The 21327-nt window shown below is 31.5% G+C and carries 25 protein-coding genes and 1 riboswitch; of the genes, 24 read left to right on the forward strand and 1 reads right to left on the reverse strand.

Going from position 1 to position 21327, the window contains the following annotated elements; all coding sequences use genetic code 11:
* Nucleotides 1-285, reverse strand: a 285-nt coding sequence (locus BUB34_RS05820) for a transposase family protein (RefSeq protein ID WP_143153329.1), incomplete at its 3' end; no start/stop codon positions are given.
* A gap of 458 nt (nt 286-743) precedes the next feature.
* Between BUB34_RS05820 and BUB34_RS05825 the strand changes: the two genes are divergently transcribed.
* From BUB34_RS05825 to fliN, 24 genes are all read left to right on the forward strand, one after another.
* Nucleotides 744-1436, forward strand: a complete 693-nt coding sequence (locus BUB34_RS05825; RefSeq protein ID WP_073125256.1) for a hypothetical protein — start codon at nt 744-746, stop codon at nt 1434-1436.
* A gap of 247 nt (nt 1437-1683) precedes the next feature.
* Nucleotides 1684-1767, forward strand: a riboswitch (cyclic di-GMP riboswitch).
* Nucleotides 1768-2104: 337 nt separating this feature from the next.
* Complete coding sequence (locus tag BUB34_RS05830; protein ID WP_073125259.1) at nt 2105-2428, forward strand: flagellar basal body protein; 324 nt, start codon at nt 2105-2107, stop codon at nt 2426-2428.
* A 4-nt stretch (nt 2429-2432) separates the two neighbouring features.
* Nucleotides 2433-2837 carry a flagellar basal body rod protein FlgC gene (flgC, locus tag BUB34_RS05835; protein ID WP_073125262.1) on the forward strand — a complete coding sequence of 135 codons (405 nt, stop codon included), beginning with the start codon at nt 2433-2435 and terminating at the stop codon, nt 2835-2837.
* Nucleotides 2838-2852: 15 nt separating this feature from the next.
* A complete protein-coding gene (gene fliE / locus BUB34_RS05840; RefSeq protein WP_084120225.1) occupies nt 2853-3194 on the forward strand; it encodes a flagellar hook-basal body complex protein FliE in 342 nt (113 codons plus the stop codon).
* Between the two features lie 23 nt (nt 3195-3217).
* Nucleotides 3218-4768 (forward strand): flagellar basal-body MS-ring/collar protein FliF, encoded by a 1551-nt coding sequence (gene fliF, locus BUB34_RS05845; RefSeq protein ID WP_084120228.1) that lies wholly within the window; start codon nt 3218-3220, stop codon nt 4766-4768.
* Nucleotides 4769-4784: 16 nt separating this feature from the next.
* The gene (gene fliG / locus BUB34_RS05850) at nt 4785-5843 is read left to right on the forward strand and encodes a flagellar motor switch protein FliG (RefSeq protein ID WP_143153330.1); all 1059 of its coding nucleotides are present in this window, start codon (nt 4785-4787) and stop codon (nt 5841-5843) included.
* Nucleotides 5827-6609, forward strand: a complete 783-nt coding sequence (locus BUB34_RS05855) for a FliH/SctL family protein (RefSeq protein ID WP_073125264.1) — start codon at nt 5827-5829, stop codon at nt 6607-6609. The genes fliG and BUB34_RS05855 overlap by 17 nt, the downstream gene beginning before the upstream one ends.
* The gene (gene fliI, locus BUB34_RS05860) at nt 6606-7934 is read left to right on the forward strand and encodes a flagellar protein export ATPase FliI (protein ID WP_073125267.1); all 1329 of its coding nucleotides are present in this window, start codon (nt 6606-6608) and stop codon (nt 7932-7934) included. The genes BUB34_RS05855 and fliI overlap by 4 nt, the downstream gene beginning before the upstream one ends.
* On the forward strand, nt 7927-8367 hold the full coding sequence (gene fliJ / locus BUB34_RS05865; RefSeq protein ID WP_073125270.1) for a flagellar export protein FliJ: 441 nt from the start codon (nt 7927-7929) through the stop codon (nt 8365-8367). The genes fliI and fliJ overlap by 8 nt, the downstream gene beginning before the upstream one ends.
* A 14-nt stretch (nt 8368-8381) precedes the next feature.
* The gene (locus BUB34_RS05870; RefSeq protein ID WP_073125273.1) at nt 8382-9602 is read left to right on the forward strand and encodes a flagellar hook-length control protein FliK; all 1221 of its coding nucleotides are present in this window, start codon (nt 8382-8384) and stop codon (nt 9600-9602) included.
* A 10-nt stretch (nt 9603-9612) separates the two neighbouring features.
* Complete coding sequence (locus BUB34_RS05875; RefSeq protein ID WP_073125276.1) at nt 9613-10149, forward strand: flagellar hook assembly protein FlgD; 537 nt, start codon at nt 9613-9615, stop codon at nt 10147-10149.
* A gap of 5 nt (nt 10150-10154) precedes the next feature.
* The gene (locus tag BUB34_RS05880; protein WP_073125279.1) at nt 10155-11081 is read left to right on the forward strand and encodes a flagellar hook-basal body protein; all 927 of its coding nucleotides are present in this window, start codon (nt 10155-10157) and stop codon (nt 11079-11081) included.
* Nucleotides 11082-11097: 16 nt separating this feature from the next.
* Nucleotides 11098-11913: a motility protein A gene (locus tag BUB34_RS05885; RefSeq protein WP_073125282.1), complete on the forward strand. Its 816-nt coding sequence runs from the start codon at nt 11098-11100 to the stop codon at nt 11911-11913.
* The gene (locus BUB34_RS05890; RefSeq protein ID WP_073125285.1) at nt 11903-12592 is read left to right on the forward strand and encodes an OmpA/MotB family protein; all 690 of its coding nucleotides are present in this window, start codon (nt 11903-11905) and stop codon (nt 12590-12592) included. The genes BUB34_RS05885 and BUB34_RS05890 overlap by 11 nt, the downstream gene beginning before the upstream one ends.
* Before the next feature lie 10 nt (nt 12593-12602).
* Nucleotides 12603-12977 carry a flagellar biosynthetic protein FliO gene (locus BUB34_RS05895; RefSeq protein ID WP_073125288.1) on the forward strand — a complete coding sequence of 125 codons (375 nt, stop codon included), beginning with the start codon at nt 12603-12605 and terminating at the stop codon, nt 12975-12977.
* On the forward strand, nt 12965-13630 hold the full coding sequence (gene fliP, locus BUB34_RS05900) for a flagellar type III secretion system pore protein FliP (RefSeq protein WP_073125291.1): 666 nt from the start codon (nt 12965-12967) through the stop codon (nt 13628-13630). Before BUB34_RS05895 ends, fliP begins: the two co-directional genes overlap by 13 nt.
* A gap of 15 nt (nt 13631-13645) precedes the next feature.
* Nucleotides 13646-13915, forward strand: a complete 270-nt coding sequence (gene fliQ, locus BUB34_RS05905) for a flagellar biosynthesis protein FliQ (RefSeq protein ID WP_073125294.1) — start codon at nt 13646-13648, stop codon at nt 13913-13915.
* Nucleotides 13916-13920: 5 nt separating this feature from the next.
* Nucleotides 13921-15744: a fused FliR family export protein/FlhB family type III secretion system protein gene (locus BUB34_RS05910; RefSeq protein WP_073125296.1), complete on the forward strand. Its 1824-nt coding sequence runs from the start codon at nt 13921-13923 to the stop codon at nt 15742-15744.
* A 19-nt stretch (nt 15745-15763) separates the two neighbouring features.
* On the forward strand, nt 15764-17821 hold the full coding sequence (gene flhA, locus BUB34_RS05915) for a flagellar biosynthesis protein FlhA (protein WP_073125300.1): 2058 nt from the start codon (nt 15764-15766) through the stop codon (nt 17819-17821).
* An 18-nt stretch (nt 17822-17839) separates the two neighbouring features.
* Nucleotides 17840-18553 (forward strand): sigma-70 family RNA polymerase sigma factor, encoded by a 714-nt coding sequence (locus BUB34_RS05920; RefSeq protein WP_143153331.1) that lies wholly within the window; start codon nt 17840-17842, stop codon nt 18551-18553.
* Between the two features lie 12 nt (nt 18554-18565).
* Nucleotides 18566-19339, forward strand: a complete 774-nt coding sequence (locus BUB34_RS05925) for a flagellar hook-basal body complex protein (protein WP_073125303.1) — start codon at nt 18566-18568, stop codon at nt 19337-19339.
* 11 nt (nt 19340-19350) lie between these two features.
* Nucleotides 19351-20112, forward strand: coding sequence for a flagellar hook-basal body complex protein (locus BUB34_RS05930; protein WP_073125305.1), 762 nt, complete (start codon nt 19351-19353; stop codon nt 20110-20112).
* A 29-nt stretch (nt 20113-20141) separates the two neighbouring features.
* The gene (locus BUB34_RS05935) at nt 20142-21029 is read left to right on the forward strand and encodes a flagellar motor switch protein FliM (RefSeq protein ID WP_073125308.1); all 888 of its coding nucleotides are present in this window, start codon (nt 20142-20144) and stop codon (nt 21027-21029) included.
* Between the two features lie 4 nt (nt 21030-21033).
* Nucleotides 21034-21297 (forward strand): flagellar motor switch protein FliN, encoded by a 264-nt coding sequence (gene fliN / locus BUB34_RS05940; RefSeq protein ID WP_073125310.1) that lies wholly within the window; start codon nt 21034-21036, stop codon nt 21295-21297.
* The last annotated feature ends 30 nt before the right edge of the window (nt 21298-21327 follow it).

Genomic DNA, 21327 nt, shown 5'->3' on the forward strand with positions numbered 1-21327 from the left:
CTCATTACAGTGTTTGCAGTAGAATCTTTGTTTTTTTATTTTAAGCATAAGAGGGTTATTACCTGACCTATTTAAAATTACTTTAACAATTTGTCTTCCATTTTTCACTACTGAATAATTTTCATTTACGCAACCGCATTTAGAGCATGCTTTTGGAACATATGTAAGCACTGCGTTTAATACCTTAAACTCAATACCTCTTATTTTTTCAATTCCATCTCCTGTAAATACTAAATTTTTATCGCTAACTCCTAGAATATTTGATATAATATTATTTGAACACATGTTAAGCCTCCTTGTTTTTTTGTTGTCGTGACTTAATTATACAACGAGTTTGACATGTGTTCTTTATTTTTTTAAAAAATAATAGCGCTGATAGTAATTAGTCCATTTTTGTCTAACGACAATTATGGATTTTTTATTACCATCAACGCTAAATATTATACAGCCAATTCAAGGAGCTTATATAGTTACAGGCCTTTTTATAGCCACATTCACACCACAGTATTATAATCATCACTTTCTCCTAAATTTAGTACTCTAACAATAGAATATAAAAAATATATTTATAAAATGGATAAAACATTAAAACATATTGAAAACCATCCGTATAATACATTTAGATATTAATTTTCATATAAAAGTATCGAGATATTTAATATAGAGCTAGGTTTTTGCATAAAGGGTATTTAGTGAAAAATATATTATAATAAGTTGTACAATATATATTGGGGGACTAGATTATGATAATTATAGGAGAAAAGGCATATCTAAAAAGTTATGATCCAAAGATGGATCAGGGCTCAAATATGCAAAGTGAGATAAGTAAACTGGTAAAAATGCAAAACGATGATAAAAACAATACTAAAATTCAAAGAAAAGAAAACAAAAATACAAACAATGATATATACAAAAACATAAAAAATAAAGCAAGTATATTAAATAAAGATCAAAGAAATATACAAGAAAAAATCTCTTTAATTCAACTTCAAGAGCAAAAAGTAGGGGATATGGAGAATATATTAAAACAAGTTAGATCTACCTATATACAGGCTATAGAAAACGGGAAACAAGAGGAAACAAAGCAAAAAATAAAAATAAAAAAGATATTAAGAGAAGTTGACGAGTTAAATGATGATTATGAATCAGAGAAAGAGTATATAAAAGGAGACGAAAGTATACTAAGTGTTGTAGATGAAGCACTAAACAAAATAAATTATATAAAAAATAAATTGGCTCAATATAAGTCCAGGTTACTAAGTTTGGAAAGTGAAGTTGACAGAAATAAAAGGGATATTGAATCCACGGAAAAGAGTATCGAAAGTTATAAGGAATCTGAGGAATACATAAGTGAGAAAATAATACTAAACCCTCTTGATTTTATATTTATTGAGGGAAGTATTGACAGTGGGATGATTATAAATATATTGATTTAGTGAAATAATGTACTCGAAAGCTTAGAACGTATGAATTATATCATATGCTCAAAGCTTTTTTATTTGAAGAAATGTATTATATAAAAGCGAATTAGATTTATTATGTAGATATAAGCATAAATATTACATTTTACAACAAAAAATTAGGAATATACAAAAAATACCTAAGTTTTTAAAAAAACTGACGTAAATACTTGATAAAAGTCTTGATATTAACTATTATGTAATTAAAATATAGTAATAATAATAACTAAATAAGCAAACCTAAAGAAATTTAGTGACGCAAAACTAAAGGGGCTAAAGTTATAGACCAAGCCAGCCAGTTGCCAAGGAGTTAAGAAACTGTTTGTTATCATCAACGATAAAAATATACTCTCTTTATGGTATATTTTTTTTAATAATTAGGTAGATTTATTTTTGAAAATTATAAATTATAGATAAAAAATGTAAACAATTGTCGAATTTAGAAAAAATAAAAATAAAATATGGTAGAAAAATATAAAAAAGTTGTATAATGAAAAAAGAGGTAGAAATATATCAATAGCATATAGGATTTTTACCTACAAAATTAAAAATATCTAATAATTGATAATTACATATAAAAAAGTTGTTTTTACTAGTTAGTTATAAGAGGTAATTAACTATTTATTTAATAAAGGGGGAATAATATGGAAACATATAATTTAATGAAGATGGGGCTAGATGCCACGGAACTAAGGGGCAGAGTGATTGCCAACAACATTGCAAATATAAACACTGTAGCATATAAAAGAAAGTATGTTACCTTTGAGGAAACTCTAGACGACAAGATGAAGGAACCTGAAATAGAGGTTAAAACTGATGAAGGATATATTATGAGAGAAGATGAGAATAATGTTGACTTAGAAAACGAAAAAGTCAATCAAGCAGCAACTACTCTTGAATATAATGCCTTAGTCAGCTTAACAAACACTAAAATAGCCATGGCAAAGAGCGTTATATCTGGGAGGTAGTTAGATGAATATATTTGGTGGCATGAGGATTAGTGCAAGTGGATTATCCGCAGAGAGAATGAGAATGGATGTAATATCGTCCAATGTAGCAAATGTTAAGACTACAAGAACTGAGGACGGAGGAGCATATAAGCGTAAGGTAGCTACCTTTGCTGAGAACTATGATAAGAAACTAGGAATGTTGGGGGTTAAAACAGTATCAATAGAAGAGGATAAATCTCCTCTTAGAAAATTATACGATCCTAACCATCCTGATGCTGATGCACAGGGATATGTTGAATATCCTAATGTAGATTTGTTAGTAGAGATGTCTGATTTGATAGCAGCATCTAGGGCATATGAATCTAATGTTGATACATTAAATGCCCAAAAAAGTATGATATCAAAGGCTTTAGAAATAGGAAGATAGTAAATGAGGTGAAATATGCAAGTGATAGGTGGATTACAGGGGATAAATAGTATAAAGATGGACTCAAATATATTTACTCAAGCCATAAAAAATCCTGAGGTAAATAAAAATCAGGAGTTAGATAATAAAAAAAATAATTTAGGCTTTATAGATATTATGGATGCAGCTATAAGTAAAGTAAATGATACTCAAGTAAATGCGAATAACATGATTGAATCTCTTATAAAAGGAGAAGATGTGACTATGCATGATGTAATGCTGTCTGTACAAGAGTCTCAAATGTCGATGCAACTTATGTTAGAGGTTAGGAATAAGTTGTATGAAGCATACCAGGAAATAAATGGAGTACAGCTGTAGGTCTATTAACAAGGAGCAGATAAATGAACATAAAGGAAATTATAAAAAAAGCGAAAGATTCTACAAAGAATAAAAAAGACCAATTTAAGGAACTTAAAAAGGAGAAAAAGATAGCAATTATAATTGGTGTTGTAGCTGTTATTTTAGCGATATTATTTGGGGTTAAATATATTAATGATAATAAGTACAAGGTACTTTTCTCCGGACTAGATCCAAATGATGCAGCTGCTATTACTAAGGAATTAGAGAGTAAAAAGATTGAGACAAAAATAGAGGGAGACAGCATATATGTACCTAAGGAAGAAGTTGATAAGCTAAGACTTGAACTGTCAGATAGTATATCCAATGGATCTAAGGGGTTTGAAATAATGGATCAGGGTTCATCATTTGGACTTACTGATGAAGAATTCGAAATAAAAAAACAGAGAATGATGCAAGGGGAGATAGAAAAAACTATAAAGACTTTTCCACAAGTTAACGGTGCAAGAGTACATATCACAAAAGGGGAAGAATCAGTTTTTTCAAAGGAAAGCATACCAGGTACTGCTGCAGTTTATATAGAACTAAATCCAGGTGCGAATTTGGATGCAAATCAAATAAGATCTATAATGTCTTTGGTTTCTGCAAGTAGTAAAAATATACCTAAACAAAATGTAGAGGTAGTAGACCAAAATATGACCTTGCTTTCAGAGGGATTATTTGATGAAAATGGTAAGGTTGGATCGGCTGACTCAAATGGAATTAATATTGCTAGAAATGCCGAAAAAGAACTTAGCAAAGATTTAGAAAGATCTATAATAGGGCTTTTAGAACCTATATTTGGAGAAGGTAAGGTAAAGGCAAAGGTAAATGCCGACTTAAACTTTGACAGTAGCGAAAAGACAGAAATAGTAATAGATCCAAATAAGGTAATTAAAAGAGAGTCCAAAAATGAAAACAAGTCCACTGAAGATGCTAAAGCAGGTGGGGCAGTAGACAATAACATGAATAACATGGGAAATGCAAAAAAAGATTTAAATGAAAGCAAAGAAGAAGATATTGAATATGAAGTTGGAAAAGTAGAAACAAAAACTGTAACAGCACAAGGTGAAGTTAAAAGAATAACTGCATCTGTGGCTATTGATGGCGCAGTAGGGGCAGGTGTTATAAAAAAAGTTGAAGACATGGTGGCAAATACTATCGGTATGGAAGATAAAAGGGGCGATGATGTTGCAGTTGTAGCTATGGACTTTGGACAAAATGACAAAGATGCTCTAGACAAGGATAAAGAGGTAGCAAAAGTGTTAAAGACAACAGGTTATATAGTTGCTGGACTTCTAGCACTTATAGTAATCGCATTGATTACAATGTTTATAATTAAGAAGAGAAAAGGATCGAATGTTGAAGATGAAGTTGATGTTGATTCTGACTTAGACTTAATAAATAAAAAGTTAGAAGAGATGGAAAGAAATAGACAAAACGGTATTTTTGAAGATGAAGAAGAAAACATAACTTTAGAAGAAGAAGTTAGAAACTATGCTTCTGAAAATCCAGAAAAAGTTACAGAATTGATTAATAGTTGGTTAAATGACTAGAAGGTGGTAGTTTATTTTGCAAAAGGAAGTTATTAAATCAGGTAATGCCTTTGATTTAGGCGATATACCTAAGGTAAGACAGGTCACTGGTTCAAGAAAAGCAGCTGTGCTTTTAATGACATTAGGAACCGATGTAGCTGCAGGTATAATAAAAAATTTATCAGATAAGAAAATACAAAAAATAGGTGTAGAAATAGCAAATATTAGTACAGTTAATGCAAGGGAAAGAAGGGAAATACTTCAAGAATTTATAGAATTAAACAAAGGGAAGGAATTTGTGTTAGAAGGCGGTATAGATTTTGCACAATCTTTACTTAATGGAGCTCTTGGAAATCAAAGGGCTAACAAACTTTTAGAAGGTATAAAATATGATGCTTATACAAAGGTCTTTATGGCAGCAAGGAAAGCAGAGGCAGAACAGATACTAGCTTGTATACAAGGAGAGAGTTCTCAAACCATAGCCATAATTCTATCGCATATTCAATCAGATAAGGCGGCTACGATTTTAAGTGAGTTGCCTGATGCAATCAAGAATGAGGTTTCCCTAAAAATAGGAGCAACTTCTTCTGTATCTCCAGCTGTTATAAAGGCTATTGACAAGGCTGTAGAAGCTAAGTTATCCAAATTAGGACAAAGAGAAATAGAAAACTCAGGTGGTGTTGATAGTTTAGTTGATATACTAAGCAGTGTTGACAGAAAGACAGAAAAAAGCATTATTGCATACATTGAGGAAAGAAACGATGAATTGGCTGAAGAAATTAAAGCGAATATGTTTATATTTGATGATATTGTTAGGCTTGAAAATACAGCTATTCAAAGAATTCTTAAAGAAGTTGATGTTAAAGACATTGCATTTGCACTTAAAGGATCATCTAAAGAGGTTTCTAATGCTATATTTAAAAATCAATCACAAAGAGCGTCTCAAGCACTTAAGGAGGAAATTGATTTATTAGGTAAGATTAAAATTTCTCAAGTTGAAGAGGCTCAACAGAATATAGTAAATGTGATTAGAAGGCTAGATGATGCAGGTGAAATAACTTTATCAAGAGGATCAGACGATGAATTTATTATCTAGTAATGTAATTAAGGCAAAAAATATAAAAATTAAAGGAAAAAAGGTTTTGAAAACTTTTCAAGATACACCACAAAATCAGGGTATGGATAATGAATTAAATTATAAGTTGGAAGAAGAATTTGCAGCTAGAGAAGAAGAAATAAAATTAAAATTAGAAGAAGCTGAAAGTAAGTATAATGAAATTTTAGAATCTGCACAGCTAGAAAGTGAAAGATTAATACAAGAAAGTAAACAGGAAGTTGAAAACATAGAGAAAAAAGCATATGAACAAGGCCATAGCCAGGGGCTTAAAAATGGGTATGAAGATGGATATAAAGAGGCCTATGAAGACAATATAGAAAAGGCAAAAGAAGAGGCTGAAAAAATAATACAAAATGCTAATAATATGCTTATTGAAGCTAAAGATGAGCTTGAAAATTATATCAAAAATAACAAGACAAATATACTTGATTTAAGTATAAGTATAGCAGAACAAGTTTTAAGAGAAAAATTTAGTGATCCATCTTCTATGAATAACTTATTAGACAGTATCATTGAAGAATATTCACTTAAGGAAAACTTCGTTGTAAAGGTAAACCCACTATACAAGAAAAACTTAGACTCACAAATCCTAGAACTTAAAGAAGATTACAAGATAAATGGAGATGTTTTCATATTATCAGATGAATCTGTAGAAGAAGGAAATGCAATTATAGATAGCTCAAAAGGTAGACTAGTAATTGGAATAGATAGTGTACTGGACAAGGTAAAAGAGGAGTTATTATGATTGATATAGATTTTGAAAAAATAATAGGAAAAGTTAGGGATATTCCACCGGTGATTTGTGAAGGAAAAGTAAAAAAAATAATAGGACTTACAATTGAGGTTGAGGGTATAAAAGCCTTTGTAGGGGAATTGTGTACTATTTACAATAATTTAAATAACCCTGTAAATTGTGAAGTCGTTGGTTTTAGGGACGGAGAGGTAATATTAATGCCCCTTGGAGAGCTAAGTGGCATAGGACCTGGATGTAGGGTTGTAGCACAGGGAATACCTCTTAGTGTTAAATGTAGTGATGAACTTCTAGGGAAGGTATTGGATGGTATAGGAAATCCAATAGATGATAATGTAACTTTATTAGGAGAGAGATATAGCTTGTCTAATGAACCTCCGGATCCTATGAAAAGACCTAGAATAACAAATATAATGCCCACAGGAATAAGAGCTATAGATGGTTTTTTAACTTGTGGAGAAGGACAGAGAATAGGTATATTTGCAGGTAGTGGTGTTGGAAAAAGTACAACCCTAGGCATGATGGCAAGAACTGCTGAGGCTGATGTAAATGTAATTGCATTAATAGGAGAAAGAGGAAGAGAAGTACTAGACTTTATAGAAAGAGACCTTGGGGAAGAAGGTATGAAAAAATCAGTGGTAGTGTGTGCTACCTCTGATAAATCTCCTCTTGTAAGATTAAAGGGGGCTTTAACAGCTACATCTATAGCGGAGTACTTTAGGGACCAAGGCAAAAAAGTTATATTGATGATGGACTCAGTAACAAGATTTGCAATGGCTCAAAGAGAGGTTGGACTAGCTATAGGTGAACCTCCAGCACAAAAAGGATACACGCCATCAGTTTTTGCGATGCTACCGAAGTTGATGGAAAGGACTGGATTATCAGAAAAAGGATCGATAACTGCGTTTTATACTGTGCTAGTAGATGGAGATGACTTCAATGAACCTATAGCGGACACTGTTAGAGGGATATTAGATGGACATATAGTTTTATCTAGACACCTGGCACATAAAAACCACTATCCTGCTATAGATATTTTAAATAGTATAAGTAGGCTTATGAAAGAAATTTCTGATGATAAACACAATAATGCTGCATCTTTTGCAAGAGACATAATTGCAACATATAAAGAGGCAGAAGACCTAATAAATATAGGTGCTTATGAACATGGATCTAATAAAAATATAGATACAGCTATAAAGTACATAGATACTGTAAATGAATACTTAAAGCAGGGTGTAAACGAAAGCACTCCATTTGAAATCAGTAGAGAGTTACTAATCAATATGTTTGATCAAGGGGGAAGAGTGGTTGAGTAAATTTAAGTTTAAACTTCAAAAGTTACTAGACATAAAGATAAAGGATGAAGAGGAAAGCAAATTAAATTATACTAAGGCACAAAATCAAAAAAAATTAGTTGAAGATAATTTAAGAAATTTAGAGTTAAATTATGAAAAGTACTCAGATATAAGTAGTGTATCTGATGTAGTTACTCAAAAGATAACAATAAACTATTTAGCATCACTTACTCAATCAATAAAAGTAACTAATGAGCAATTAGAAAGAGAAAAACTAACAGTACAAAAAAGAAAAGAAGAATTAATAGAAAGACAGATAAAGAGAAAGTCATTAGAGATTCTTAAAGAAAATGAATCAAATAGATTAAAGAAGGAAGAAGAAAGAGTAGAACAAATAACTAATGATGAGTTTGCCTTATATGCACATATAAGAAAAAAAGCAAATGCCTCATAAAGGGGTGATTTTATATGGATATGAATTTTAATATTTCAACACAGTTCACAAATTGTTTTAATAAAAATACCGGTAGTGCGGAGTTAAGTGATAGTAAAAATGAATTTACTAATTTTTTTAAAGGATTAGAAACTCAAATAAAAGACATTCAATTGGATATTGATACAGATAAAGGTAAAAAGGAAATTGATTATGATTTACTTCAAAATATATTGAGTAGTCTACAAGTATTTATGCAATCAGACAATATAGACAAGTTTGAAACTCTAATAGGTGGGGATTATAGCGATTTATTTGAGGGATTTACAAACTTAGATTTAAAGTCTCTAATTGATATTATGAAAAATAATGAAGAAAGCAAGGTAGCACTTAATAATTTGTTTGAAAAAACTTTAAAAGATAAAAATTTAGATTCAAACTCTATATCAGATTTAAAAAGTGAGTTATCAGATAAGATAAAAGAGATTTTGAGTTCTAAGGATAATAGTGATCTAGAATATACAAATCATCTATCAAAAACTGACAAATTAGAATTAGACAACTCTAGATTAAAAAATTTAGAAAGCTTTGGTGAAGTTGGTAGTTCAAAAAATGAAGGCAGTTATCAGCAATTAGAACTTGGCACAATCGCAAACAGAGGAAATATTCTTAAAAGTGAGGATATAAACCAAGGAGATAAAGAACTAGACACCTTAGAGGGGATAGTTGATAGAAAAGATAACCATAATTTTATAATACCAAATAATACAGTATCTAATAATACAAGCATTTCAAGTGATGGTTTATTAGAAAATATACCTGTAAAAGAAATAAGGCAGGAATTTATAGGAGATGACATTGTAAAAACAGTTAAATATCTAAAGTCAAATGGACTTGAGGAAATAAAAATCAAGATAAGTCCAAGAGAATTAGGTGATATGACTATAAAACTTATAAAAAACCCAGAAGAAACAAAGTTATCAATAACTATAAGCAAGGAAGACGTATTTAACTTAGTTAACAAGAACATAGGGGAAATAACAAAGCATTTAAACGATTTAAATATAAATGTTAAGCAAGTCTCTGTTGATATAAAGGGAGATAGCAAAAATGCTTTTTCTGATAATTTAAACCAAGAATTTAATAGAAAAAACCAACAAAACGAGAAAAGAAAAAATAAGTATAGGACTTTAGAGTTTGAAGGTATAGAAGAGGTCAAAGAAGCTAAAGAAGATAGCTTAAATATTTTAATTTAGGGGATATGTTATGAGCAACTTAACAATTAACAATAGAGGAGCCACAGTGGCTAATAAAACTGAAAATGGTACTCCAATAATAGAAGCAGGTAAGGAAAACAATAAAGAAATATTTCTAAAGATGCTAGTTGCACAAATGAAAAATCAGGATCCGTTTAATCCTCAAGATCCAACTCAGTATGTTACTCAGTTGGCTCAATTCAATCAACTAGAGCAAAGTATGACACTTAATGATAATATGGAAAATCTTATAGGTATGACTAATGGACTTTTGGTAAACTCAGCTATGGGTTCAGCTTCAAATTTAATAGGTAAACATATTGAAGCATATGATGTAGCTGAAAGCAAAGATGATATAGAAAATGATAAAGAAGAAAATACAAAAACTAAAATAATAACTGGAGTAGTTGAGAGCATCCATATAAAAGATGGGATTGTATATATGGATTTAAAAAATGATAAAACAGGAGAAGTTGTACCAGTTGAGTTTGGAGCTTTAATAAAAGTGAGTGGTAAAAATATAAATATAGAGAATAAAGGGGAGTAGATTCTATGCTAAGATCGATGTATTCAGGAATAAGTGGGATGAAAGCAAATCAAACGAAAATGGACGTTGTCGGTAACAATGTTGCAAACGTGGGAACTACAGCTTATAAAAAAACTGGAGCTAGGTTTTCAGATGCATTATACCAAGATTTGATATATGCAAGTGTTCCAGGTGGTGGAATAGGTGGGGTTAACCCAGGACAAGTAGGTATAGGAACGAAGGTAAGTGGAATGTTTAAAAATATGGTTCAGGGGGCGATACAACCTACAGGTAGACCGACAGATTTGGCTATAGATGGAGATGGATTTTTTACAATTCAGGTAGGACCAGGGCAGTTAGCATATACAAGGGATGGTTCATTTAGCTTAGATTTAAATGGAAATTTGGTTACTGCTGAAGGATACATGGTTTTAGGTAAAAAACCAGGAAAGCCTGATGAGCTTGAACCAATTAAAATACCTAAGGAATTTCATTTCCAAGCAGATGGAGTTACACCTGTAGTTGGAGCAGATGGAAAGCCTGCTGATAAGCCAATTGTAGGAGGGGTTACCAAAAAGGTGCTTTCATTTAATATATCAAAGGAAGGTAAAATATCGTACCTTTTAAATGATGGGACAAAGATGCCTAAAATAGATAACTTGGGACATGTAGATCCAAAAACGCAACAAATTTTAAAAGTATCGGTGTTCCAAAATCCAGAAGGGTTAGAACTATTAGGAGGGAATCTTTACTCAGTTTCAGCCAACTCAGGTGATCCAATAGTAACGGATATTTATGGAAAGGTAAATCAAGGGGCTGTAGAGATGTCTAACGTTGACCTATCAGAAGAATTTACAGAGATGATAGTTACAACAAGAGCTTTCCAGGCTTCAAGTAAGGTTATAACAACTAGCGACGAACTCTTACAAGAGATAATAAACCTTAAGAGATAATTAAAGGGGGACAAAAATGAAAAAGCAAGATATTTTAACACCAATAGGACTAGTATTTGCTGCTGCAGTAATGTTCTTTGGTATTGCGCAAGGGGATACGGGAATATCTTCATTTGTAGATATTCCGTCCATTGCTATAACTTTAGGAGGGTCATTGGCCGCTGTATTGGTGACATTTTCATTAGAGGATTTAAAAGAAGTACCTAAAGTTATAAAGATAAGTTTTACTTCTAATAATATATACAAAATGGACTTAATTGACCAGTTTAAAGAGATATCAAGAAAAGTAAGAAGAGACGGTGTTTTATCTATAGAACAGGAAGTATCAGAAATAGAGGATGAGTTCTTAAAAAAAGGATTAGAGTTGATTATAGACGGTATAGAGGCAGAGGATACCAAAGAGATATTAGAAACAGAGATATACTCAGTAGAAAATATGTATGATAGAGGATCTAAGATATTTAAAATCTGGGGATCCTATGCTCCTGCATTTGGTATGGTAGGAACACTTATAGGATTAATACAGATGTTAGCTGACCTAGGTACTCCAGATACAATAGCATCGGGAATGTCAAAGGCACTTATAACAACTTTCTATGGAGCTATACTTGCAAATGCTGTATTAAACCCTATAGGATTTAATGTACAGACTAAGGGAGAAAAAGAAGTAGAGTATATGGAAATGATGCTAAGTGGTATTAATAGTATACAAAATGGGGACAGCACAAGGGTAATAGAAGAAAAGTTGGTGACTTATTTAAATAAGTCAGAAATGAAGGCTTATTACAATAGAGAAGTTAATGAAAAGGGAGAAGGAATAGATGTCGCGTAGAAAAAAGAAAGGTGAAGATATCAACACGAATGGGTGGATGGATACCTATGCAGATACAATAACTCTTCTTCTTACATTTTTTATATTATTATACTCAATATCAGTAGTAGACAGCCAAAAACTAAATAAATTAGCAGAAGCCATGAAAAAATCTTTACAAGGCTCTACTAAGATAACAGAACTTGAAAATATTGAAAATCTAAAAGTTGGAGAAGGTAAGTCTGATTATGAGAATTTGGCAGAAAAGTTAAATACCGTAATAGAACAAAATGCATTAACTGATGTTGTAAAAATTAGAGAAGAAGAGAGGGGAGTTGTACTTCAACTCGATGAGACTATACTCTTTGATTCAGGAGAGGCAGTGCTTAAAGATTATAGCAGGAATATTTTAAATACGATAACAACAGTAATAAAAAATATAGACAATGATGTTCTTATAGAGGGAAATACAGATAATATACCTATAAATAATGAATATTTTAAATCTAACTGGGAACTTTCAACTGCGAGGACCGTTAGTATTGTAAGATATTTCGTAGAAACTAAAGAAATTAATCCAACTAGATTTTCAGTAAAAGGATATGCAGAGTATAAGCCACTAGTTGAAAACAATACAGAAGAAAACAGAAGTATAAATAGAAGGGTTGATATATTAATCGTTGAGCAAAAGGAGAAGTAAGAATAGATAAATGGATAATGTATTGCAATATATAATAAACTTAATTGTATTTGTACCTATTACTATTATTCTAATAGTTGTTTCAATAAGACTTAGCAAAACGAATATAGGAAATATAGGCCTAAACAAATACACGAAAGTATTGGAAAGAACAACCTTAAGTAAGGATACAGATGTCTTTGTACTAAAAATTGGTGATGAAGGTTGTGTGATAGTATCATCGAGTTCTAGTATAGAAAAGATAAAAGAATTAAGTAAAGAAGAAATAAGCAATATAGAGGGGTTAAAGGAAGAGTCAAAAGTTAAATTAAAGAGTTTTAATGAAAAAATGAACCTAGTTAGAAAAAAATCAGAGTTAAAGGAGAAAAAAAGATGGAAAACTTAGTTGATTTGGTAGCTAATAATCAAGAATTCACTCCTTTAATAAGAATGTTTATCATGTTGACACTTCTAATGTTTTTGTCAACTGCAGTCTTCATGATGACGAGTTTTGTAAGGATAATCGTCACATTTTCGTTTTTAAAGTCGGCATTAGGTGCTCAACAATCTATACCAAACCAGGTATTGACAGGGATTGCAATTGTATTGACGATATTTATAATGGCTCCGACCATGAATGAAATAAATGAAAGCGCAGTGCAACCATACTTGGAAAAAGAAATTAAATTTGAAGAAGCTATAGAAGAAGCACAAGTTCCTATAAAAAAGTTTTTATTAAATCAGACTAGAGAAGAAGATATAAAGTTGTTTGTAGATAGTGCAGATATCGACAAGAAGGAACTAACGAGGGAAAATTTACCTTTATATGTACTAGTTCCAGCATTTGCAATAAGTGAGTTAAAAACGGCCTTTCAAATAGGGTTTTTAATATATCTGCCATTTTTATTAATAGACCTAGTTGTATCAAGTACACTTATGTCTATGGGAATGTTTATGCTTCCTCCAGCTATGATTTCACTTCCGTTTAAATTACTACTATTTATAATGGTGGATGGATGGAACTTGTTAATTAAATCATTGCTGTTAAGTTTTTCATAGCGAGGAGAAAATATTATGACTGAAAATATGGTTATGAGTATAGTAAAAGAGGCCTTATATACAAGCATGTTAGTAGGAGGACCGATACTTATTTTGGCACTTCTAGTTGGGCTACTAGTAAGTATATTCCAAGCAACTACACAAATACAGGAACAAACGCTTACATTTGTTCCGAAATTAATAGTAATAGCATTGACTTTAGTTATTGGTGGCAATTGGATGCTGCAGGAGATTATAAAATTTACAAATAAAATTATGAACATGATAGCTGTTATAAAGGGGTAGACCAATTGATACTTATATTTATTAGATTAATAACATTTTTCGCTTGTATAAATGTCATATTTCCAACGGGCACTCCAAAAATGTTCAAGGTAACTTTTTCATTGTTTATGTCTATGGTAATTTCGTTTGTTATGGATGTAAATGTGGATATAAATAGTATGGCAGAGCTGATTGGATGTGTAGCAATGGAAACTACAACAGGTTTAGTTTTAGGATATATAACGAGAATATGCTTTAGTAGTTTGAAAATAGCGGGAAGCTTAATCGACCAGCAGTTAGGATTATCTATGGCCAACATATATGACCCGAGCAATAAGGAGCAGTCAACCCTTATTGAAAATCTTATTTATTGGGTAGGATTAATGGTGTTTTTTAATATGAACGGCCACCATAAACTAATAGAAGGGATACAACAAAGTTTTCAATTGATTGGTATTGGAGAAAATATTTTAACAAAAAATTTTGATTACATAGTATATGTATTTGTTCAGTACTTTATAATTGGATTTAAGATGGCAGTACCAATAATTCTAGCGCTTATTGTAACTGACTTAATTATGGGTCTTATATCAAGAAGTGTACCGCAATTAAATGTAATGATAATAGGAATGCCCCTAAAACTACTGGTAGGGATAGTGTTCTTTTTGATAGCTATGCCGTTTATATTAACTGAGATACATAATCTGTTTAACAAAATACCATCTATATTAGATGGAACACTTGGGATGAATAATACTACACTAGCCTCTCTTGGACCGATGATAGCATTGTCAACGGGTGGAGATAAGACTGAAGATCCTACAGCAAAGAAAAAAAGAGATGCTAGGAAAAAAGGAAATGTTGCAAAAAGTAAAGAAATAACAACAGCTATAACTTTGATAGCAGTTTTATTAATAGTTTATACGATGTCAGACTTTATAATTTTGGAACTAAAAAATTTTTTAATTGATTACTTAGGTGGAGCAGTTAGAACAAATATAAATTATGGAACTTTAAGAGTCACAGAAATAAAATTTTTGATTGCATTTATGAAAATATTTTTACCGGTAGGAGGGACTATACTTTTATTTGGAGTTATAGGAAACCTAATACAAACAGGAATTATGTTTACTGATGAGGGATTAAAGCCTCAATTATCTAAGTTAAATCCTATAAATGGATTCAAAAATATGTTTTCATTAAAGGCATTAGGAAACTTAGTAAAGAGTGTTGCTATTATAGTGGTACTCTTTTACATAGGATATTCATTTATGAAGAGAAACTTTGAGGGAATAATGAAAAGTGGAGATATTTATTTTCCATATCTTATATATACGATAATAGATTTAATAAAAAAATTATTAGGAGCTATATCCTTGGCTGTAGTTGTTATCGCAGTTATTGACTATGTGTACCAAAGATATACTCACAACAAAGAACTTAAAATGACTAAACAAGAGGTAAAAGAAGAGTTTAAACAAATGGAGGGAGACCCTCATATAAAATCGAAGATAAAACAAAAACAAAGACAGATGGCTACACAAAGGATGATGCAGGCTGTACCATCATCTACTGTAATTGTAACAAACCCAACTCACATATCTATTGCAATTAAGTATGAGAGGGGAAAGGATAGTACTCCTATAGTTGTTGCAAAGGGGGCTGATGTAATAGCTTTTAAAATAAGGGAAGTAGCCAAAGAGCATGAAATACCAATTATAGAAAATAAACCGCTTGCAAGGCTTATATACAAAGAGGTTGAGATAGATAGAGAAATACCAGAAGAAATGTATCAAGCAGTAGCTGAAGTATTAGTAGCTGTTTACAAAATAAAAAATAAATATAAATAGTTATAAAAAGAGGTTAGCGATGGAGAAATTAGATTTTAAAAAAAGGTTTGATATAATAGTTGGATTTGGTATTTTGGGTATAGTTTTAATGATTATAATACCATTACCACCATTTTTACTAGATATTATGTTGGCGATAAATATATCATTGTCAATATTAGTATTACTACTTACTCTTTTTTCAACTAATATATTACAATTGTCAATATTTCCTACTATATTGCTTGTTACAACCTTGTTTAGACTAGGATTAAACTTATCATCGACGAGGCTTATATTGGGACAAGGATATGCAGGAAATGTAATTGAATCTTTTGGTAGTTTTGTTGTTGGAGGAAATTATGTAGTAGGTGTAATAATATTTTTAATTATAATAATAGTTCAGTTTGTTGTTATAACAAATGGTTCAGGTAGAGTATCAGAGGTATCTGCAAGATTTACACTTGATGCAATGCCAGGTAAACAAATGAGCATAGACGCAGATTTAAACGCGGGAATGATGGATGAAAAGACAGCGAGAAAGAAAAGAAGAGAACTTCAGCAGGAAGCAGATTTTTACGGTGCTATGGATGGTGCCTCAAAGTTTGTAAAGGGTGATGCCATAGCAGGTATAATAGTAACTACAATAAATATACTTGGCGGAATTGTAATAGGTGTAGTAATGCTTGATATGAGTTTTGCTGAAGCAGTTCAAACTTATATCAGGTTAACTATAGGGGATGGGCTAGTAAGTCAAATACCAGCATTACTAATATCAACTTCAGCTGGGATATTGGTAACTAGAGCAGATAGTGATGAAAACTTTGGAAGCTTACTAGGAAAACAATTAATATCTGTTCCAAAGGCTATAACAATGACAGGTGTAGTTTTAATTATATTAGGTCTTATGCCAGGACTTCCAAAATTATCTTTCTTTTCATTGGCAATAGGAGCTATAGTAGTAGGAACTTTATTAAAGAAAGACGAAAAAAGTAAAATTGAGTTTTTAGAAAACGAACAAAACAATGAAGAGGACATTGCACCTAGCATAGATACAGCTGAGGATGTATCAAGTCTTATAAATGTAGAACCGATAGAGGTTGAGATTGGGTATGGGCTTATCCCGCTTGCTGATGAAAGTAGCGGGGGAGACTTACTAGAGAGAATAGTTTCAGTAAGAAGACAGTGTGCAATTGATATGGGGATAATAGTTCAACCAATAAGAATTAGGGACAACCTACAACTAAACCCTAATCAATATAGTATAAAAATCAAGGGAAATGTAGTTGCTGTATACGACCTTATGCCGACAATGTTAATGTGTATGAACCCTATGGGAATGAGTGTAGATATTGAAGGGATACAGACAAAAGAGCCTACCTTTGGTCTTGATGCTTTATGGATAAGTAAGGATAAGGCAGAGGAAGCAGAGCTGTACGGACTTACTGTAGTAGATCCTACAACTATATTAGTAACTCATTTGTTAGAAATAATAAAGGCAAAATCTCACGAATTACTTGGAAGACAAGAAGTAAAGGCTATAATTGATGCAACTAAGGAGAGATATAGTGCCGTAGTAGAGGAACTTATACCAGACTTGATGACTTTAGGGGAAGTTCAAAAAGTATTTCAGAGTCTTCTAAGAGAAAAAATACCTATAAAAGACAGAGTTACAATACTTGAAACACTAGCAGATAATGCTAGAAACACAAAAGATATAGAACTTTTAATTGAGTATGTAAGGATGGCAATGAGTAGAAGCATATGCGCCGATTTAATAGATGAAAATAACTCTATAACTGTGGCAACATTATCAATGGATATAGAGAATTTAATAGCTAACAATTTACAAAGGTCAATAGATGGGACTTACCCATCAGTGGATCCAGATACTACAAATAAAATATTTAAAGGTATTCAAAGCATAATAGAGGGTATTAACTTTACTAATAACAGGCCAATACTGTTGGTATCACCAAAAATAAGGGCGCCATTTAGGAAACTAGTAGAGATGGTTTTCCCTAATATAACAGTATTATCTCTTAATGAAATACCAAGCGACATTCAGATAAAGGCTCAGGGAGTAGTTAATATATAGCAAAAGGGGTTGAAAACATTGACTGCATATGAACAAGAAGAACTTATAATGAGCAACATGCCTCTTGTCAAGCATATTGCATCTAAATATCACACAAACAAAATTGGTATGGACTATGAAGATATAGTAAGCTGTGGAGTTATGGGACTTATAGATGCTAGCAACAAATTTGATGAAAGTAGAGGCGTTAAATTTTCGACATACGCATATATAAGAATATCCTCATATATAATTGATGAGATAAGAAAGCATTCACCTATATCAAGAAATTATATAAGTAAGATGAAAGAGTACAATAAATGTATAGATATACTTCAAAATAAATATATGAGATACCCTAGTATAGACGAAATAGCATCTCATATGAATTTATCTAGCACAGAAATCAATGATATACAGGTTAAATTGCTTAACTTAAATACTACGTCTTTAGATAACTCATTATTTGAAGAAGAAAATGAAGTTACACTTATAGATACAATAAAAGAGGACGAAGGCTTATTACCAGATAAAATAATTGAAGATAGGGAGCTTAAAGATGTAATGGCTCAGGCTATAGATACATTGAAAGAAAAAGACAGATTAGTATTGTCGCTTTATTACTATGAAGAGTTGACATTAAAGGAAATAGGGGCGATACTTGGGGTATCAGAATCTAGAGTATGTCAATTAAATAGTAGAGCAGTATCAAATTTAAGGGATGCAATGAAGAAGTTAAAATATGAATATTAAAGGAGTAAGATTATGTTAAGAGGTCTATATTCATCCGTATCATCAATGATTACACTTCAATCTAGACAGGGGATAATAACAAATAATTTAGCCAATGTAAATACTACTGGATATAAAGAAGAAACTTTAGTAGCTAAGAGCTTTGATGAAGTTATGTTATCTAATAGGGACAGCTATACAAATGGAAACCCTAAAAGACAAGAAATAGGTAGTATGAGTTTTGGAGTGGGAATTGATGATACTATAACTAGTTTTAAACAAGGTGTCCATATTTCTACAGAAAACAATACGGACTTTGCTATAAATGGAGCTGGATTTTTTAAGGTTTTAGATGGCAACAACAATCCATTTTATACTAGAGATGGGTCATTCAAAATAAATACACAAGGATATCTTGTAACAAATGCAGGACATCAAGTTACAGGGATAAACAATATGACAGGAAATGAAGAACCTATATATGTAGGTAATAGCAAAATAGTTGTGACCCCAGATAATAACATCAATTTAGAGGGGGTAAATAAATACACTTTTAATATAGTTGACTTTCAAGACTATAAAGGATTAGTCAAAAGAGGCGATAATTTATACTCAGGGGAAAATGCAATAAAGGCTAATGCTTTTAAAATAAAACAAGGGTATTTAGAAGGTTCAAATGTAGATGCTATAGCTACAACGGCGCTTTTAATGGAGACTGTAAAAGAGTTTGAAGCCAATCAAAAAGTTATACAAACTATTGATTCAACTCTTAGTAGAATAGCAAACGAAATAGGAACAGTAAGGTAGGGGAATAAACAATGTATAATATAATGCATAATAGTAAGACTGGAATGATTGCTAATCAAGGCAAGGTAGATGTTGTGTCAAATAACATAGCAAATGTACAGACTACAGGATATAAAAAGTTAGAAGTTGGATTTTTGGATTTGTATACAGAGACTCTAGATAGAAATTCATACCCTAACAATTCAAAAGATGCAATAACAGGTACAGGAATAAAGATATCACAGGCTACAAGGAATATGATTCAAGGGCCGATAAGAAATACAGGAATAAAAACTAATCTAGCAATAGACGGTGAAGGACTTTTTTGTGTTATAAGACCTGATGGAACACATAATTACACAAGAAATGGTGAATTCAACCTGGATGCAGGGGGAAGATTAGTGGATGATTATGGAAATATATTAGATATAACATATAATAATGGTATTTTGCCACAGAATGCGAACTTAGCAAATGGAGATTTAATTATAAATAAAGTAGGAGAAGTATTCCTAGATGACGAAAAAGTTGGTAAAATAGAGATGTATATACCTAAAGGAGATAATGATTTAATACCTGTAGGTGATAGCATATTTGCCCTAAGGGAAGGTGGGGGAATTTACTTAGCAGAAAAGTCAAAAATATTACAAGGACATATAGAAATGTCTAATGTAAATATGCAAAATGAAATGACTGATTTGATTATGGCACAAAGAGCATTCCAATTTAATAGTAGAGGTATCAAGGCTATTGATGAGATGTGGGGAATGATAAATAATCTTCAAGGAAGATAAAATCTAGAGGGGAGAAAGTAAAACGTATTATGGATCAAAATGTAAAAATATATGACTTTAAAAAACCTCAAAGATATTCATCGGATAATATGAGATTCGTATCTGTAATAGCAGGAGATTTTTGTAAAAATATAAACTTATTCTTAGCATATGAACTAAAAAGACAGAGTATAGTTTGTAAGGTAGAAAAAATAGAGCAAACTAACTATGAAGATTTTATAAGTGCATTAAATAAGGATTCAATAATAGTAGAGTATTCAATACAACCTCTAGTAAAGGGGCTTATATATCAAATAGATAAAGGGATTGCGCTTACTTTCATAGACTTAATGCTAGGTGGAGATGGCATATTTGATAATTATAAAAGAGAACTTACTGAAATTGACCAAGAATTAATTACTCACATTAGTTCAAATTTCCTATCAAACTTACACGTTGTTGAAGGTTGTGAATACAGAGAAATATCAAAGGTTCATATGAATGCTGGATCAAGTAAAAAATATCCTATAAGTGAATCAGTTCTAATTGCACATATGAAAGTTATGTATGGAGATAATGAAGTTGGTAAAATGCGTATTTGTAAACCATACTGTTGTATGGAACCAGTTTTAGAGCAATTAGAAACAAAGAAACTTTTTAAAAGCAGAAATATTGAATATGACTTTGAGTTTACAAATGCAATATACAATAATGTCTATGGAGCTAATGCTGAAGTAGATGTGAGATTGGGAAAAACCAAGATAAAGGTAAAGGAACTCTTAGAGTTAGGAACAGGAGATGTTTTAGCCTTAGACACTAAATCAGATGGCGAAATAGATGTTTACGTATCAGGTTCAAAATCATTTAAATGTAGACCTGGTCTTATTAAAACTAAAAAAGGAGTTATTATAACAGACTCTATAACAAAGGATGTGTAGGCATATGAGTGATAAACTTGATAGAGTGCTAGATATAGAATTGAATGTTACAGTTATACTTGGCAGGACAAAGATGACCTTAAAAGAAATATTTGATTTAACTAAGGGATCTCTGATAGAATTAGATACATTAGAGGATCAAGAAGTTGAAATATTTGTGAATGGAAGAAAGATTGGCTATGGTCAGGTTGTAATAGTAGACAGAAATTTTGGGGTAAAAATAACTAGTATACTAGGGGAAGAGGAGCTAGTAAAAACATTAGCATAAAAGCTACATACAAAGGATGGGTAATAGCAT

It is taken from the genome of Asaccharospora irregularis DSM 2635 (assembly GCF_900129815.1).
Classification (GTDB): Bacteria; Bacillota; Clostridia; order Peptostreptococcales; family Peptostreptococcaceae; genus Asaccharospora; species Asaccharospora irregularis.